Origin of the sequence: Pseudomonas antarctica (genome assembly GCF_001647715.1) — a bacterium.
GTDB classification, from domain to species: Bacteria; Pseudomonadota; Gammaproteobacteria; order Pseudomonadales; family Pseudomonadaceae; genus Aquipseudomonas; species Aquipseudomonas antarctica_A.
Window position 1 is genome coordinate 4750834 of sequence record NZ_CP015600.1, and the last position, 15969, is coordinate 4766802.

Annotated in this window: 13 protein-coding genes; 8 read left to right on the top strand and 5 right to left on the bottom strand. The window is 60.1% G+C overall.

Features of this window, described 5'->3' with window-relative positions:
- Positions 1-42: 42 nt before the first annotated feature.
- The 3 genes from A7J50_RS21465 to sctC all read right to left on the bottom strand — a co-directional run bounded on the left by A7J50_RS21465 (position 43) and on the right by sctC (position 2536).
- Entirely contained in the window at positions 43-498 is a 456-nt protein-coding gene (locus A7J50_RS21465; protein WP_064453615.1) for a transglycosylase SLT domain-containing protein, read from the bottom strand.
- Positions 491-892 carry a winged helix-turn-helix domain-containing protein gene (locus A7J50_RS21470; RefSeq protein WP_064453616.1) on the bottom strand — a complete coding sequence of 134 codons (402 nt, stop codon included), beginning with the start codon at positions 890-892 and terminating at the stop codon, positions 491-493. Before A7J50_RS21470 ends, A7J50_RS21465 begins: the two co-directional genes overlap by 8 nt.
- A gap of 189 nt (positions 893-1081) precedes the next feature.
- Positions 1082-2536 (bottom strand): type III secretion system outer membrane ring subunit SctC, encoded by a 1455-nt coding sequence (gene sctC, locus A7J50_RS21475; RefSeq protein WP_082895935.1) that lies wholly within the window; start codon positions 2534-2536, stop codon positions 1082-1084.
- A 286-nt stretch (positions 2537-2822) separates the two neighbouring features.
- Here sctC and A7J50_RS21480 point away from each other — a divergent pair, with 286 nt between their 5' ends.
- The 8 genes from A7J50_RS21480 to cobA all read left to right on the top strand — a co-directional run bounded on the left by A7J50_RS21480 (position 2823) and on the right by cobA (position 14195).
- On the top strand, positions 2823-4049 hold the full coding sequence (locus A7J50_RS21480; protein WP_064453618.1) for a CmpA/NrtA family ABC transporter substrate-binding protein: 1227 nt from the start codon (positions 2823-2825) through the stop codon (positions 4047-4049).
- Between the two features lie 14 nt (positions 4050-4063).
- Positions 4064-4639, top strand: coding sequence for an ANTAR domain-containing response regulator (locus A7J50_RS21485; protein ID WP_053257467.1), 576 nt, complete (start codon positions 4064-4066; stop codon positions 4637-4639).
- 211 nt (positions 4640-4850) lie between these two features.
- Positions 4851-6062 carry a nitrate/nitrite transporter gene (locus tag A7J50_RS21490; RefSeq protein WP_064453619.1) on the top strand — a complete coding sequence of 404 codons (1212 nt, stop codon included), beginning with the start codon at positions 4851-4853 and terminating at the stop codon, positions 6060-6062.
- Positions 6062-7732, top strand: coding sequence for a bifunctional protein-serine/threonine kinase/phosphatase (locus A7J50_RS21495; RefSeq protein ID WP_064453620.1), 1671 nt, complete (start codon positions 6062-6064; stop codon positions 7730-7732). Before A7J50_RS21490 ends, A7J50_RS21495 begins: the two co-directional genes overlap by 1 nt.
- 234 nt (positions 7733-7966) lie before the next feature.
- Entirely contained in the window at positions 7967-10420 is a 2454-nt protein-coding gene (gene nirB, locus A7J50_RS21500) for a nitrite reductase large subunit NirB (RefSeq protein ID WP_064453621.1), read from the top strand.
- Complete coding sequence (gene nirD / locus A7J50_RS21505) at positions 10417-10734, top strand: nitrite reductase small subunit NirD (protein ID WP_064453622.1); 318 nt, start codon at positions 10417-10419, stop codon at positions 10732-10734. The genes nirB and nirD overlap by 4 nt, the downstream gene beginning before the upstream one ends.
- Positions 10734-13442: a nitrate reductase gene (locus A7J50_RS21510; RefSeq protein WP_064453623.1), complete on the top strand. Its 2709-nt coding sequence runs from the start codon at positions 10734-10736 to the stop codon at positions 13440-13442. Before nirD ends, A7J50_RS21510 begins: the two co-directional genes overlap by 1 nt.
- A 9-nt stretch (positions 13443-13451) precedes the next feature.
- Complete coding sequence (gene cobA, locus A7J50_RS21515) at positions 13452-14195, top strand: uroporphyrinogen-III C-methyltransferase (RefSeq protein WP_064453624.1); 744 nt, start codon at positions 13452-13454, stop codon at positions 14193-14195.
- 60 nt (positions 14196-14255) lie between these two features.
- Here cobA and A7J50_RS21520 read toward each other — a convergent pair whose 3' ends face one another.
- The gene (locus A7J50_RS21520; RefSeq protein WP_064453625.1) at positions 14256-15239 is read right to left on the bottom strand and encodes an OmpA family protein; all 984 of its coding nucleotides are present in this window, start codon (positions 15237-15239) and stop codon (positions 14256-14258) included.
- A gap of 107 nt (positions 15240-15346) precedes the next feature.
- Positions 15347-15937 (bottom strand): RNA polymerase sigma factor SigX, encoded by a 591-nt coding sequence (sigX, locus tag A7J50_RS21525; protein WP_064453626.1) that lies wholly within the window; start codon positions 15935-15937, stop codon positions 15347-15349.
- Between the last annotated feature and the right edge of the window lie 32 nt (positions 15938-15969).

Consider the following 15969-nt stretch of genomic DNA (forward strand, 5'->3'; position numbering starts at 1 on the left):
AGCCGGGGTGGCACGCCAGGTGCGAGGCGTGCCGTCCAATCGTCATTGGCGTTGCGCAACCAGCACCTCATACCGAGCCCAGATCTTTTGTGCATAACGTAAGCGCAACGCCTCACGCTCAGGCGCAGCCCCTGCGTTGTATGAGCCAATTGCTGTCCAGTTGTAACCGAAGCGCTGGATGAACTCGGCGAGGATCGAGGCGCCCACTTCAATCGACAAACAAGGCTCACTCAGCAGCCGCTCCTGGGTAATCCCCTGCTTGAGCAAGCGAGGCAAGTGCATGCTGTTGATTTGCATCAAGCCAATATCCCGGGAGCCATCGCTGTTGCCCACGTTCAAGGCTTGCGCCTGGTACCCCGACTCCACGGCAGCAATGGCCTGCAACAGTTCCGGTTCGATGTCGTAGCGACGGGCTACTTCATCCCAGCAACTTGCCCAGGCTGGAAGACTGCCCATCAACAGGCTCAACAGTAAACTTTTGCACAGGCGCCTAATCATGTCTCACCTGGCCACAAGCCGAACAGATGCGCTGCGAACGTCCCTGCCCTGTCTGTCGAGGTTCGTGTTGCCGGACGTTCACGGCACAGGTAAAGCGATAGCCCCTGCCATAGATCGTCTTGATAAACCGCTTGTCCATCTTCAAGTGTTTGCGCAACGCATAAATGCAGCGGGTGAGCGACTCTTCAGCAACCTCTCCACGTGGCCAGACCCACTCAAGCAAACGATCCTTGGTGATCAGTGCGCCATCGGACGCCAGCAACAGCCGCAGCACCTGCCACTCCTTGGGCGGCAACTGAATGTCCACACCATCGCCGGTCAACCGTCCATCGCCATGCAAGGTCCACCCGGCAAAGACCGATAAGGCCGTCGGCCCTTCATTCGTGAGGGTCATACACACCTCTGCATCCAACTACTGACATTGAATTCCTTGTTTCAAGAAACGGCGAAACGCCAACCCCGCGACTATAAAAACCTGAACCTGGGACAGCGCTAGGAAAAGACCGATGCATTCGACGCTTTCGGCGGGTACCGCGTAGGATTTTTCGCCGCTACGGTCAACAAGCGTGCTTAAACGGCTATCTCATTCAGAGACATCATGGTTTTGGCGCACAAACGCACGTTGCACGCGCTCATATTGGGTCTGCGTCAGCGGCGGCGGCCCCACAGCGCCGGCCAACATCCTGGGCTCACTCCCAACCGCACGCGCCTGGATTACAAACAACCGGACCTCGGCGCGTCGCCCGCGACCCGCCCCCTCGTCATCACGTCGAAAACCGCCCAGCCACAGGCGTTTACCCTGCGCCACGCGCACCACCGTGCTGATTCCCACTCTGCCTGCCGCCCCTGCGGCGCCAGGCGTGGTTTTACCTGCCATCTGGCGGCCATCCTCAAGACTCAGCAGCATTTCGATCTGATTCGCTTGAGCAAAGCGCGGTAGCACACTGGCTTCGGTGCCATAGCGTACGGGCTGCCATTCGCCTTTATTGTCACCGGGGTTGGGCAGGTAGAACGTGTGCTGATCCTGGAACACCGCCGGTACATTTTCCTGGGTGAGTATCACCGGATACGCTGTGATCCTGGCTTTGCGGCGACGCTCCAGCGCATTGAGTTGCACCATCAAGCGGTTATCGTCCAAGGGTTCCATGACGCGCGTCACGGAAGCCACGCCGTCGGTTTCCCGGGCCCAGGCTGCGCCGAGCTTCTCGAGTTCGTCGCGGTCCACATCGACCTGCCACAGTGACACTTCAATCGGACGTTTGGGCTTGTCCAGCTCCGCCACCAGGTCTTCAATCACCTTCACCTGGGCAGGCTTGCCCTTGATCAACAAACTGTTGGAGTCAGGATAGGCAATCACTAACAAGCTCTTGTCAGCCAGTAAACCCGGCTGGCGCTGCGTGGCATCCTTCTGCTCGATCGCCAGCAGGTTTTCGATTATCGAGGCCATACCCGGCACATTGACCTTGTCGTTACCCATGGCGTATTGACGGTCCGCCACGTGGGTATTGAATACCTGCACCACGCCGAAGATCTGCTTGCCCATGCGCACCTCGGTGCGTTGCCTGTCCATCAGCCGGGCCAGGTGCAACACCTGATCCACATAATTGGGTGGCCCGGCCACGTAGAACGTCCGCCCATCGGTCTCCCTCAGGGGATAACGTGATTCATCTAGCCCCGAACGGCGCATGAACCCTCGCAACCTGTCGACAGAGATATGCCGCAGCGCCACCGCAGAGCTTTTTGCTTCGCCGGCGTCATACAGATAAAGCACCTGCCCGTCGCTGTACCAGATCAGACCTTGTTGCGCGGCGACCGCCTCCAGGGTCAGCTGAGCCACCCCCAAATCGAACTCCCCGGAGATACGCTTGCGCGCCACGTCGCGGCTGACGACGACGGGCAGGCCCAAAGGCACCGATAACGCGGTAAAAAAGGTATGCAGGCTTTCATCCCGCGCCTGGTAGCTTTCCCCCAGGGCGGGAGCGTTTGCCAGCAACAACGTAAGGCACATCAGCCAGGGGCACAGCCTGTGGAAACTCATCATTGCCGGGGGTTCGATATACACGCAGGGGTTCCTGGCAGTCTGGCGCAAAGAAGCGGCCATACTGAAAGGCCGTCGACTTTCAATCTTGATGGAAAGCTGACGGCAGGCCACCTCTATCTGCCCGTGGCATGTGCCTTGCTATGGACTTTGCATAAGAGCGCGCACCAACGTCGGAGCGTGCCTACAGACAAAGGCGTCGTTACCCCGCAATGGCCTGCGCAGGCATCACCGCGCTGCCATCTAAGGAAACGACGCTTTTTTTTGACAGAAAAGGTAGGTATTGATGAACGATTCGGTCGGCAACAGCCCGGTGAACAATGCGCTGGCCTGGGTAAACGGCAGTGACGCCCCGGAAAAGAGCAGCCTCGACCTGGGCTTCATGGCGCTGACCGATTGCGCCTCGCTGGTGGTCGCCGCCACCCAGGGCTTCGCTCAGCCCTACGGCCTGACACTGAACCTCAAACGCCAATCATCCTGGGCCAACCTGCGCGACAAACTGGTCAGCGGTGAGCTGGACGCCGCCCACAGCCTGTACGGGCTGGTCTATGCCGTGCACCTGGGCATTGGCGGCGTAGCCTCTACCGATATGGCCGTGTTGATGGGGCTCAACCAAAACGGTCAGAGCATCAACCTCTCCCACAATCTGCAACAACAGGGGGTGGTCACTCCTGATGCACTGGACCGTCACGTGCACCAAAGCCGAACAAAGCTGACCTTCGCCCAGACATTTCCCACAGGCACCCACGCCATGTGGTTGTATTACTGGCTGGCCAGCCAAGGCATTCATCCATTGCAAGATGTGAATAGCGTGGTGGTGCCACCGCCGCAGATGCTCGCGCACTTGCAAGCCGGGCGTATCGACGGCTTTTGCGTCGGAGAGCCCTGGTGCGCCAGCGCAGTCAAGCAAAACCAGGGGTTCACGCTGGCGACCACGCAAGCGATCTGGCCGAACCATCCGGAAAAAGTACTCGGCTGCACCCAGGCGTTCGTCGATCAATACCCGAACACTGCCCGCATGCTGGTAATGGCGATTCTGGAGGCCAGCCGCTTTATCGAAGAAAGCCAGGAAAACCGCCGCTCTACGGCGCAATTGCTCAGCGCCCGCGACTACCTCGATACGCCGCTCGACTGCATCGAGCCACGCCTGCTGGGCGCTTATGACGATGGCCTCGGCAACCAGTGGCAAGACCCGCATGCCTTGAGGTTTTTTGCCGATGGCGAGGTGAACCTGCCGTACCTCTGCGACGGCATGTGGTTCATGACCCAGTTCCGGCGTTGGGGCCTGCTGCGCGAAGACCCGGACTACCTCGGCGTTGCCCGCCAGGTGCAGCAACTGGACCTGTATCGTCAAGCGGCCGCTGCCGTCGGCGTTCCGGCAAACGGCCAGGACATGCGCAGCAGCCAGTTAATCGATGGCAAAATCTGGGACGGCTCCAACCCCGCCGCGTATGCCCGCAGTTTCCGCCTGCACGCCATGGCCGACCCTTCCAGCCGACACGCCCAGCGCTGACAGGAGGAACCACGATGTTGCGAATCCTGTTGATCAACGATACCCCGCGCAAAGTCGGGCGCCTGAAGGCCGCGCTGACCGAAGCAGGATTCGAGGTAATCGATGAGTCCGGCCTGACCATTGACCTGCCTGCGCGCGTCGAAACGGTGCGACCGGACGTGATCCTGATCGATACCGAGTCGCCCGGCCGCGATGTGATGGAGCAAGTGGTGCTGGTCAGCCGCGACCAACCCCGGCCGATCGTGATGTTTACCGACGAGCACGACCCGAATGTGATGCGCCAGGCAATCAAATCCGGTGTCAGCGCCTACATCGTTGAAGGCATTCAGGCCCAACGCCTCCAGCCCATCCTGGACGTGGCCATGGCGCGTTTTGAAAGCGACCAGGCCCTGCGCGCGCAGCTCCAGGCCCGGGATCAGCAACTGGCCGAGCGTAAACGCATCGAGCTGGCCAAAGGCATGCTGATGAAAATGAAGCACTGCAATGAGGAAGAGGCCTACACCCTGATGCGCCGCCAGGCCATGAGCCGCCAACAGAAACTGATCCAGGTGGCGGAGCAGATTATTGCGATGAGCGAGTTACTCGGCTGAACTGGCGCAGCTCTTGCTAAAGAATCCTCACAGGTAACCAACGGCGGTTGCCCCTTCTACGACAAAGACGTCGCCCACTCGGTTTGCCCTCGCAAACCCGGTGGCGGCGTTTTTTTGTTTTGGCCCCAGAACATGGGGCCGGTGGGGCGGCCCTAAACGGCTGTTCCATCACCAGGCCTTCTTACAAGACTCCCAACCGTTGAGGTGCGTGATGAAATCAAGCTTCTGGAAATCCGGGCACACCCCGACCCTGTTTGCCGCGTTCCTGTATTTCGACCTGAGCTTCATGGTCTGGTACCTGTTGGGCCCGCTGGCGGTACAGATCGCCGCCGACCTGCACCTGACCACCCAGCAACGTGGCCTGGTGGTGGCGACGCCGATCCTGGCCGGCGCGGTACTGCGCTTTTTAATGGGCATGCTGGCCGACAAGCTGTCGCCCAAGACCGCCGGCCTGATCGGTCAGGTGATTGTGATCGCAGCATTGTTCGGGGCCTGGAAGCTTGGCATCCACAGCTACGAGCAAGCCCTGCTGCTCGGCGCGTTCCTTGGCATGGCCGGAGCGTCCTTTGCGGTTGCCCTGCCCCTGGCGTCCCAGTGGTATCCCGCTGAACACCAAGGCAAGGCCATGGGCATCGCCGGCGCCGGTAACTCCGGCACCGTGTTTGCCGCGCTGCTGGCACCGGTGCTGGCCGCTGCGTATGGCTGGAGCAATGTGTTCGGCTTCGCGCTGATTCCGCTGATCCTCACCCTGATTGTCTTCGCCTGGCTTGCGCGCAATGCCCCTGAACGTGCGAAAGCCAAATCCATGGCTGACTACTTCAAGGCCCTGGGCGACCGCGACAGCTGGTGGTTCATGTTCTTCTACAGCGTGACCTTCGGCGGCTTTATCGGACTGGCCAGCGCCCTGCCCGGCTACTTCAACGACCAATACGGCCTGAGCCCGGTGACCGCCGGCTACTACACCGCCGCCTGCGTATTTGGTGGCAGCCTGATGCGTCCGTTGGGCGGCGCCCTGGCTGACCGTTTCGGCGGGATTCGTACCCTGCTCGGCATGTACAGCGTGGCGGCAATCTGCATCGCTGCGGTCGGGTTCAACCTGCCAAGTTCCTACGCTGCATTGGCGCTTTTCGTCTGCACCATGCTCGGCCTCGGCGCGGGTAATGGCGCGGTGTTCCAACTGGTTCCCCAACGTTTTCGCCGCGAGATCGGCGTGATGACCGGCCTGATCGGCATGGCTGGCGGTATCGGCGGCTTCGCCCTCGCTGCGGGTATGGGTGCGATCAAACAAAGCACTGGCAGTTATCAGATGGCCCTGTGGTTGTTCGCCAGCCTCGGCGTGGTGGCCTGGTTTGGCCTGCACGGCGTCAAACGTCGCTGGAGAACCACCTGGGGCTCGGCCGCCGTGACCGCCGCACGCGTCTGATGAGCCTGCAACTGAGCATCGCCCACGCCAGCGCCATCGGCCCTCGAGCGGAAAACCAGGATGCCCTGCGCGTGGTCACCCCGGTGGCGGAACTGGCCGCAAGCAAGGGTTACCTGTGCGCCATGGCCGACGGTGTCAGCCAATGTGCCGACGGTGGCCTGGCCGCGCGCTCGACCTTGCAGGCGCTGGCGCTGGACTACTACGCCACGCCGCAAACCTGGGGCGTAGCACAGGCGCTCGAACGTTTGCTGCTGGCGCAGAATCGCTGGCTACAGGCCAACGGCGGCGGCCAGCCACTGTTGACCACCCTCAGCGCCCTGGTGTTTCGCGGCCAACGCTTCACGCTCGCACATGTCGGCGATTGCCGGGTCTATCGCTGGCTGGACGGCGAATTGCAGCGCATCAGCGAAGACCACGTGTGGGAGCAACCGGGCATGCACCATGTGCTCAAGCGCGCCCTTGGCCTGGATCAACACCTGGTACTGGATTTTCTCGACGGCGAATTGCGTGAGGGTGAATGTTTCCTGCTGCTCAGCGATGGCGTGTGGGCCACCTTGGGCGATCAAAGCATCCGGGCGATTCTGCGTGAGCAAACCGACCTGGATCTGGCGGTCAACACCCTGGTCAACGCCGCACACCTGGCCGCCAGCCAGGACAATGCCAGCGCGCTGCTGGTGCGTATCGACAGACTGGGTGCCGCCACCCTTGGCGATACGCTGGTGCAGTTGCAGCAATGGCCGCTGCCACCGGCCCTGAAAGCCGGGCAACACTTTGAGGGCTGGCAGGTTGAAAGCGTGTTGGCGCAGAGTCGCCAGTCCTTGTTGTACCGCGTACGCGATGCACAGCAGCAGCCTTGGCTGCTGAAAACCTTGCCGCTTAACCGCGAGGATGACAACGATGCGGGCCAGGCGCTGCTCTCGGAAGAATGGTTTCTGCGGCGAGTGGCCGGGCGGGCGTTTCCTGAAGTCCACGCGGCCAGTGGGCGTCAGCATTTGTACTACGTGATGCGTGAATATCCGGGGCACACCCTTGCAGAACTGTTCCAGCATCAGGGCCCGTTGCCCCTGGCGCAGTGGCAGTCCATCGCCGAGCGCTTGTTGCGGGCGGTAGGCATGCTGCATCGGCGGCAGATCCTGCACCGGGACATCAAGCCGCAGAACGTATTATTGGGTGACGATGGCGAACTGCGCGTCTTGGATTTCGGCCTGGCGTATTGCCCGGGGCTCTCCGAGGACCGCGCCCATGTGCTGCCCGGCACGCCGAGTTTTATCGCACCCGAGGCTTTCAGTGGCGAACCTCCTACGGCGCAACAAGACTTATACGGCGTCGGTGTCACGCTGTATTACCTACTGACCGGGCATTACCCCTACGGCGAAATCGAAGCCTTCCAACGACCCCGTTTCACCCAGCCCGTCAGCGCCAGCCGCTATCGCCCCGACCTGCCGGACTGGTTGCCCCTCAGCCTGGAACGCGCAGTGGCGGCTCACCCCGCACAACGCTATGAAACAGCCGAAGAATGGCTGCTGGTGCTGGAGCAGGCCGACCGCCGTGAGTTGAGCGTGCGGCCCAAACCGCTGCTGGAGCGCGAACCGCTCAAGGTCTGGCAAACCGTGGCGCTGGCATCGCTGCTGGTCAATCTGGTGCTGGCTTACTGGCTGTTGCACCACTAGAGGGCGAATAAACTCAGGGATATCGGCACTCTCCCCAATAAAACCGGGCGCTGGGTAACTTGGCACAACCACTGCATTAACTTTTTCAACAACACACATATAGCCGCTCCTTCAACGTCGAAGGGCCGAGCTTCCCGAGAGAACGGGACCAGGACAAAGGCGTCCTCGCTAGCTAACTAGCGGGGACGCCTTTTTTGTTTGCGCGTGATTTGTCGAGCCATTACGGAGAACGACATGAAAAGACTCAAATTGGTGATGATCGGCAACGGCATGGCCGGGGTTCGCACCCTCGAGGAATTGCTCAAGCTGAGCAGCGACCTGTACGACATCACCGTGTTCGGCGCCGAGCCCCACACCAACTACAACCGAATTCTGTTGTCGCCGGTGCTGGCGGGCGAGCAGACGTTCGAAGAGATCGTGCTCAACGATCTCAGTTGGTACCTGGATAACAACATCAAGTTGTTGCTCAACCGCAAAGTGGTGCAGATCGACCGCATCAAACGCATCGTTATTGCCGAAGACGGCAGCGAAGCCGAATACGATCGCCTGCTGATCGCCACCGGCTCAACGCCGTTTATCCTGCCGATCCCCGGCAACACCTTAAAGGGTGTAATCGGCTACCGCGACATCGCCGATACCCAGGCCATGATCGACACCGCCAAGACCCACACGCACGCCGTGGTGATCGGCGGTGGTCTGCTCGGCCTGGAAGCCGCCAACGGTCTGATGCTGCGCGGCATGCACGTGACTGTGGTGCATATCGGCGAATGGCTGCTGGAGCGCCAGCTGGACAAGACCAGCGGCCAGTTACTGCAAACCGAACTGGAAAACCGTGGCCTGGTGTTTCGGCTGTGTGAACAGACCCAGGCCCTGCACGACGCCGGCAATGGCCGCGTTGGCTCCGTGCAATTCAAGAATGGCGACATCATCCCCGCCGATCTGGTGGTAATGGCCGCCGGTATCCGCCCCAACACTGAACTCGCGGAAAAGTCCGGCATCCCCTGCAACCGTGGGATTCTGGTCAACGACACCCTGCAAACCTACGACCCGCGCATCTATGCCATCGGTGAATGTGCCAACCATCGCGGGATTGCCTACGGGCTGGAGGCGCCGCTGTTCGAGCAAGCCAAGGTCTGCGCCAATCATCTGGCCCAGTTGGGCTTTGCGACCTATAAGGGTTCGGTCACTTCGACCAAATTGAAGGTGACCGGCATCGACTTGTTCTCGGCTGGCGACTTTATGGGCGGCGAAGGCACCGAGACCATCACCCTCTCCGACCCGATCGGTGGCGTTTACAAGAAACTGGTGATCAAGGACGACATCCTGGTCGGCGCCTGCCTGTACGGCGATACCGCAGACGGCGGTTGGTATTTCCGTCAGATCCGTGAGAACCACGCGATTGGCGAGATCCGCGATCACTTGATGTTTGGCGAAAACACTCTCGGCGATGTAGGCCATCAAGGCCAGGACAAGGCCATGAGCATGGCCGACAACGCCGAAGTCTGCGGATGCAACGGCGTGTGCAAGGGCACCATCGTCAAGGCGATTCAGGAACATGGGCTGTTCAGCGTTGACGAGGTGAAAAAGCACACCAAGGCCGCCAGCTCCTGCGGCTCGTGTGCCGGGCTGGTGGAACAGATTTTAATCAACACCGTGGGAGGCGCTGCGGACGTCAAACCGAAAAGCGAAAAAGCTATTTGCGGTTGCAGCGACCTCAACCACGGGCAAATCCGCCAGGCTATCCGCGAACAGCATCTGCTGACCATCGCCAGCACCATGACTTACCTGAACTGGCGCACACCCAATGGCTGTGCCACTTGCCGCCCGGCATTGAATTACTACCTGATTTCCACCTGGCCCGGCGAAGCCAGGGATGACCCGCAATCGCGCCTGATCAACGAACGCGCCCACGCCAATATTCAGAAGGACGGCACCTATTCTGTAGTCCCCCGGATGTGGGGCGGGGTGACCAATCCCTCGGAGCTACGGCGTATCGCCGATGTGGCCGACAAGTACAACGTGCCGATGGTCAAGGTCACCGGCGGCCAGCGTATTGACCTGCTGGGCATCAAGAAACAGGACCTGCCCGGCGTCTGGAAAGACCTCGACATGCCGTCCGGCCATGCTTACGGCAAATCCATCCGCACCGTGAAGACCTGCGTCGGCAGCGAGTTCTGCCGCTTCGGCACTCAGAACTCCACGCAGTTGGGCATCGAACTGGAGCATGACCTGTTCAATATGTGGTCGCCGCACAAGGTCAAGCTGGCAGTGTCGGGCTGCCCACGCAATTGCTCGGAAGCGGGCATCAAGGACGTAGGAATTATCGGTGTCGACTCCGGCTGGGAGATGTATATCGGCGGCAATGGCGGGATCAAAACCGAAGTCGCAGCGTTCTTCGTCAAGCTGAAAACCGCCGAAGAAGTCCGCGAATACAACGGCGCTTTCCTGCAGCTGTACCGCGAAGAAGCCTTCTACCTAGAGCGCACCGTGCATTACCTGCAACGGGTGGGCATGGAACATATCAAGAAGGCCGTATTGGAAGACCCGGCCAGGCGCCAGGCGCTCAATGAGCGCCTGCAGTTCTCACTGTCATTCGAACAAGACCCTTGGAAGGAACGCCTGGAGCAGCCGCTGCTGAAAAAGGAGTTCGAGGTTATTCCCGTCAAGCAACTGGAGGTGCAGGCATGAACTGGCTGGATATTTGCGCCCTCGATGAAATCAACACTCTGGGTTCGCGCATCATCAATGGACCCAAAGGCGATATCGCGATTTTTCGTACCAGTGATGACGAAGTTTTCGCCCTCGACGACCGCTGTCCGCATAAGGGCGGGCCACTGTCCCAAGGTTTGATCTATGGCAAGCGCGTGGCCTGCCCGCTGCATAACTGGCAGATCGACCTGGCGTCCGGCGAAGCCCAGGCACCGGATATTGGCTGCGCCCATCATCACTTCGCCCGCGTGGAAAACGGCCGAGTGATGTTGGCCCTGCGGGACGCGGGTTGATGAACCGCCAGACCACTGCATCCACGTGTTGTTATTGCGGGGTGGGTTGCGGCGTGCTGATCGAGCATGACGGCTCGCAGATCCTGGCCGTGCAAGGCGACCCGAACCACCCGGCAAACTTCGGCAAGTTGTGCAGCAAAGGCGCCAGCCTGCACCTGACCGGCGACCTGGCTGCCCGCGCCTTGTACCCGGAGCTTCGCCTGGGCAAAGGCCTGGCCCCTGCCCGCACCGACTGGGACACGGCTCTCGAACACGCGGCCAACGTGTTCGCCGACACCATCGCCGAGCACGGGCCGGACAGCGTGGCGTTCTACATATCCGGGCAATTGCTGACAGAGGACTATTACAGCTTCAACAAGCTGGCCCGCGCGGTGGTCGGCACCAACAATATCGACAGCAACTCGCGGCTGTGCATGTCTTCGGCGGTGGTTGGCTACAAGCGCAGCCTGGGCGCCGATGCACCGCCGTGCAGTTATGAAGACCTGGAGTCCAGCGACTGTGTGATGATCGTCGGCAGCAACATGGCCTACGCCCACCCAGTATTGTTCCGACGCCTGGAGGAAGCTAAATCCCGGCGTCCACAGATGAAAGTCGTGGTCATTGACCCCCGGCGTACCGACACCTGCGATTTGGCTGACCTGCACTTGGCGATCTTGCCGGGCACGGACGTCGCGTTGTTTCACGGAATTTTGCATCTGTTGCTGTGGGAAGACTGGATCGACCGCGACTTTATCCAGGCGCATACCGATGGGTTGGCCGAGTTAAAGCGACTGGTGCATGACTACACACCGCAAATGGTCACGCAGTTGTGCGGGATCAGCGTCGAGCAACTGCGCCTGTGTGCGCAATGGGTCGGCACGTCCAGCAGTTTTCTGTCGCTGTGGTGCATGGGGCTGAACCAATCCACCGCCGGCAGTGCGAAAAACAGCGCGCTGATCAACTTGCACCTGGCGACCGGCACGATTGGCCGACCGGGCTGTGGGCCGTTTTCCCTGACGGGTCAGCCCAATGCGATGGGTGGACGCGAGACCGGCAGCTTGTCGAATTTACTCCCAGGGCACCGCGAAGCGGCCAACCCCGAACACCGAGCGCAAGTCGCCGCCTATTGGGGAGTTGAATCGTTGCCCGCGACAACCGGACTAACGGCGATCGAACTGTTCGAGCAAATCCAGGCCGGCAAGATCAAGGCATTGTGGATTGCCTGTACCAACCCTGCGCAATCCCTGCCGGACCAGAACAGCGTCCGTGCGGCCTTGGCCGCCTGCCCGTTCGTGGTCTTGCAGGAAGCCTTTCGCACGACCGAAACTGCTGCCTATGCCGACCTGCTGCTGCCTGCCGCCAGTTGGGGGGAGAAGGAAGGCACAGTGACCAACTCCGAACGGCGTATTTCCCACGTGCGCCGCGCCATCGTCCCACCAGGAGAAGCGCGTCCCGATTGGGCGATTACGGTGGATTTCGCACGGCGGCTGGAGCGTCGCTTACGGCCGGGATCGACCAGCCTGTTTACGTTTGAACAACCTGCGCAGATTTTTGATGAGTACAAAGGACTGACCGGCGACCGCGACCTAGACTTGTCAGGCCTCAGCCATGCCCTGCTCGATCAGATCGGCCCGCAGCAATGGCCATTTCCCGTGGGCGCGCAAACGGGAACGCCGCGCCTGTACACCGATGGCACCTTCCCCACCGAAACCGGCCGCGCGCACTTTATCGCCGACCCTTACCGCGCCGCCAAGGAACAGCGGGACGCGCGCTTCCCGCTGACCCTTATCACCGGCCGCCTGCGCGACCAGTGGCACGGCATGAGCCGCACCGGCACGGCGGCGCAGTTGTTCGGGCACGTCAGTGAGGCGTTACTGAGCCTGCACCCGGAAGAGTTACGCCGCCATCGCTTCAAAGAAGGTGACCTGGTCAGCCTGAAAAGCCGTCGCGGCAGCGTGATCGTCGCCGTCAGCAGTGACGACAGCGTGCGTCCAGGCCAGGCGTTCTTGCCCATGCATTGGGGCGATCGCTTTCTCAAAGGCGGCGTCAACGTCCTGACCCCACCGGCGTTCGATCCCCTGTCAAAACAACCCGAACTCAAGCACAGCGGCGTGCGCCTGGAGCCAGTGCAACTGCCATGGCAGCTGTTCGCGCTGATCGAAGGAAATATACAGCAACACTTTGAGGCCCTGCGCCCGCTGTGCGAGGGCTTTGCCTACGTCAGCCTCAGCCTGGCCGGGCGCGAAAGGCCGGCGCTGCTGGTGCGCGCTGCGCACACCGAAGCGCCCGACCTGCAACTGTTGACCCGAATCGACGAACTGCTGGGCCTGAACGACGGCCCTGTCATGGCCTATGACGACCCCCGTCGCTCAATCGGCAAGCGCGTCAAAATTGAAAAAGGCCGCATTACTGCGCTGCGCCTGGCAGGCGAAACCCTGGCCCGGCACTGGCTGCAAAACCTCTGGCAGGAAGGCCGGGCTGACGAACAACTGCGTCGCTGGCTGTTGGCGCCGCTCAGTGCTCCACCGGGTGGCACGACAGCCAGCACCAAGACTTTGTGCAACTGCAAGAACGTCAGCGAAAGCGCGGTGTGCGCCGGTATCGGCCGTGGATTGGACCTGGACAGGCTCAAACAGGAACTCGGCTGCGGCACTCAATGCGGCTCCTGTGTACCGGAAATCAAACGTCTTTTGGCCAGCAACCCGCAGCCAATCGCAATGCGTGTGTGAGGGGAAAATATGAGCGCAAAGGTTTGGCTGGTGGGCGCAGGGCCGGGTGATCCGGAGTTGTTGACCCTCAAGGCGGTGCGGGCCCTGCACGAAGCCGATGTGGTGCTGATCGATGATTTGGTCAACCCGGCAGTGCTGGAACACTGCGTCAACGCGCGGGTAATTACCGTAGGCAAGCGTGGGGGTTGCCGTTCGACGCCGCAGGATTTCATTCACCGCCTGATGCAGCGTTATGCGCGCCAGGGCAAATGCGTGGTGCGACTTAAAGGTGGTGACCCGTGCATTTTTGGTCGAGGCGGCGAAGAGGCGACGTGGTTGCGTGAGCGCGGGGTGGAGGTGGAATTGGTCAACGGGATTACAGCGGGGCTGGCGGGGGCAACGAATTGCGATATCCCGCTGACGTTACGTGGTGTCAGCCGAGGCGTAACACTGGTCACGGCGCATACCCAGGACGACAGCAGCCTGAACTGGCGCGCATTGGTCGAGGGTGGCACGACGTTGGTGGTGTATATGGGCGTGGCGAAACTTGAGGAGATTCGTCAGCAACTGCTGGAAGGCGGAATGGCCGCGGATATGCCGGTGGCGATGATCGAAAACGCATCGCTGCCCCAGCAGCGCGAATGTCGCAGTCATCTGGCGTCTATGCATGCGGATGCGCAGGCGTTTGCCCTGAAGAGCCCGGCGATCCTGGTGATCGGCCCTGTTGCCGCCACTGCACAGGCGATCCGGGTTGCGGTCTCAGCCAGCATTTGAGGCAAATCACAGGCGAAAAAAAGCCCGGCCTAAGCCGGGCTTTTTTCTACCACTCAGTAATTACTGAGCAGCTTGAGCTTCTACCGAGGCTTCTACGCGACGGTTGATAGCGCGGCCAGCTTCAGTTGCGTTGTCAGCAACTGGGCGGGATTTGCCATAACCAACCGAGCTTACACGGTTAGGAGCGATACCGTCTTTGACCAGAACTTGCTTGACCGCGTCAGCACGACGCTGGGACAGCTTCTGGTTGTAAGCGTCAGGACCGACGGAGTCAGTGTGACCTTCAACAACGGTGGTGGTCTGTGGGTACTGTTTCATGAAGTCAGCGAGGTTTTTCACGTCGCCGTAGCTGTTAGGCTTAACAACCGACTTGTCGAAGTCGAACTTCACGTCCAGCTCAACACGAACAACCTGAGCAACTGGAGCTTCTGGCTCTGGAGTTGGCTCTGGAGCTGGTGCTGGGGTAGGAGCTGGAGCAACTGCGCCAGCGTTACCGCCGAAGTTCACACCCAGGCCGACCAGTGCGGAGTAATCCCACTTGCCGTTGTCCAGTGCGTAGTCAGCTTCAACGCCAGCACGTGCGAACAGGTTGTTGGTGAAGTAGTACTTCACGCCAGCGCCAGCGATAGCCAGGGTCGACTGGTCACGACCAGTGTGACCGTCAGCAGCAACGTTGGTACGGCTCTGGTGACCGAAACCACCTTCAACGTATGGACGCAGGGAGTCAACACCGGCCTGACCGAAGTGGTACTGAGCAGTCACGCTGCCAGTGTCACCTTTGATCTTCTGGTTGCCAGTACCGCCGTTGGAGCGGGTGTGGTTGGTCGTGTCGTAGTTCAGGTTGATCGACACATCGTCGGTCAAGAAGTAACCGATGCTTGCGCCAGGGTTGAAGCCGTCTTCGATGTGCTTAACGCTATCGTTGTACTGCTTCTTGTAGAACAGCTGGCCTTCAACTGCGCCTTGGCCTTGTGCCAGAGCGCCGAAAGAAGTGGCAGCAATAAGAGAACCAATGGCAAAGCCCAAGGTGTTTTTCAGTTTCATCCGTTAAATCCCCATCTGGTGATTGTAAAGCAGTCCCACAAACCGGGGGACAACTCGGCGACAAGTCTAACAGAACTTGCCTACACGTAAGAGATATTTGCACCGAACTAAGTTTCAGTACTGCCCGCAAATTTCTCACGTAATTTATCAAGAGCACGTTTGTAACGCATTTTTGTAGCACTCAAACCCATGTGCATGATGTCAGCAATTTCCTGAAACTCGAGCTCTGCGACAAATCGTAGCACCAGAATTTCACGGTCAATTGGATTCACATACACCAACCAACGGTCAAGTCCGCCCTTCTCCTCGGGTGTCGGCGCCTTTTCTTCAGACGCTTCCTCAAGGGGGTCCAGACTCAAAGCGTCCATCAAGCGACGCTTCCGCCGTTCCTTACGATACTGCGTGATGCACTCGTTGTACGTGATGCTGTAGAGCCATGTCTTGAACTTCGATTTCCCCTCGAAGTTCTTCAGGCCGTACAGCACCTTGAGCATCACTTCCTGACAGACATCGTCCGCGTCTCTATCGTTCCCTAAATACCTTGAACAAACGTTGAACAGAGTGCGTTGATACCTGCGCATCAATTCTTCGTACGCGCGTGTTACGTGAAACAGCTCCGTGTGCGAGCGCGCGACCAACTCCTCATCAGAGAGCTCACGGGGGTCATAGCGCGTAGACAGCGTTTGGGCTTTATTCAAAACAAGTCGTGCCGACAGTCAGGTCAATGTCC

Coding starts and splice junctions, on each gene's coding strand:
- A7J50_RS21465 (WP_064453615.1), bottom strand. CDS start 498: ATGATTAGGCGCCTGTGCAAAAGTTTACTGTTGAGCCTGTTGATGGGC.
- nirB (WP_064453621.1), top strand. CDS start 7,967: ATGAAAAGACTCAAATTGGTGATGATCGGCAACGGCATGGCCGGGGTT.
- cobA (WP_064453624.1), top strand. CDS start 13,452: ATGAGCGCAAAGGTTTGGCTGGTGGGCGCAGGGCCGGGTGATCCGGAG.
- A7J50_RS21485 (WP_053257467.1), top strand. CDS start 4,064: ATGTTGCGAATCCTGTTGATCAACGATACCCCGCGCAAAGTCGGGCGC.
- A7J50_RS21490 (WP_064453619.1), top strand. CDS start 4,851: ATGAAATCAAGCTTCTGGAAATCCGGGCACACCCCGACCCTGTTTGCC.
- A7J50_RS21510 (WP_064453623.1), top strand. CDS start 10,734: ATGAACCGCCAGACCACTGCATCCACGTGTTGTTATTGCGGGGTGGGT.
- A7J50_RS21495 (WP_064453620.1), top strand. CDS start 6,062: ATGAGCCTGCAACTGAGCATCGCCCACGCCAGCGCCATCGGCCCTCGA.
- A7J50_RS21520 (WP_064453625.1), bottom strand. CDS start 15,239: ATGAAACTGAAAAACACCTTGGGCTTTGCCATTGGTTCTCTTATTGCT.
- A7J50_RS21470 (WP_064453616.1), bottom strand. CDS start 892: ATGACCCTCACGAATGAAGGGCCGACGGCCTTATCGGTCTTTGCCGGG.
- nirD (WP_064453622.1), top strand. CDS start 10,417: ATGAACTGGCTGGATATTTGCGCCCTCGATGAAATCAACACTCTGGGT.
- A7J50_RS21480 (WP_064453618.1), top strand. CDS start 2,823: ATGAACGATTCGGTCGGCAACAGCCCGGTGAACAATGCGCTGGCCTGG.
- sctC (WP_082895935.1), bottom strand. CDS start 2,536: ATGAGTTTCCACAGGCTGTGCCCCTGGCTGATGTGCCTTACGTTGTTG.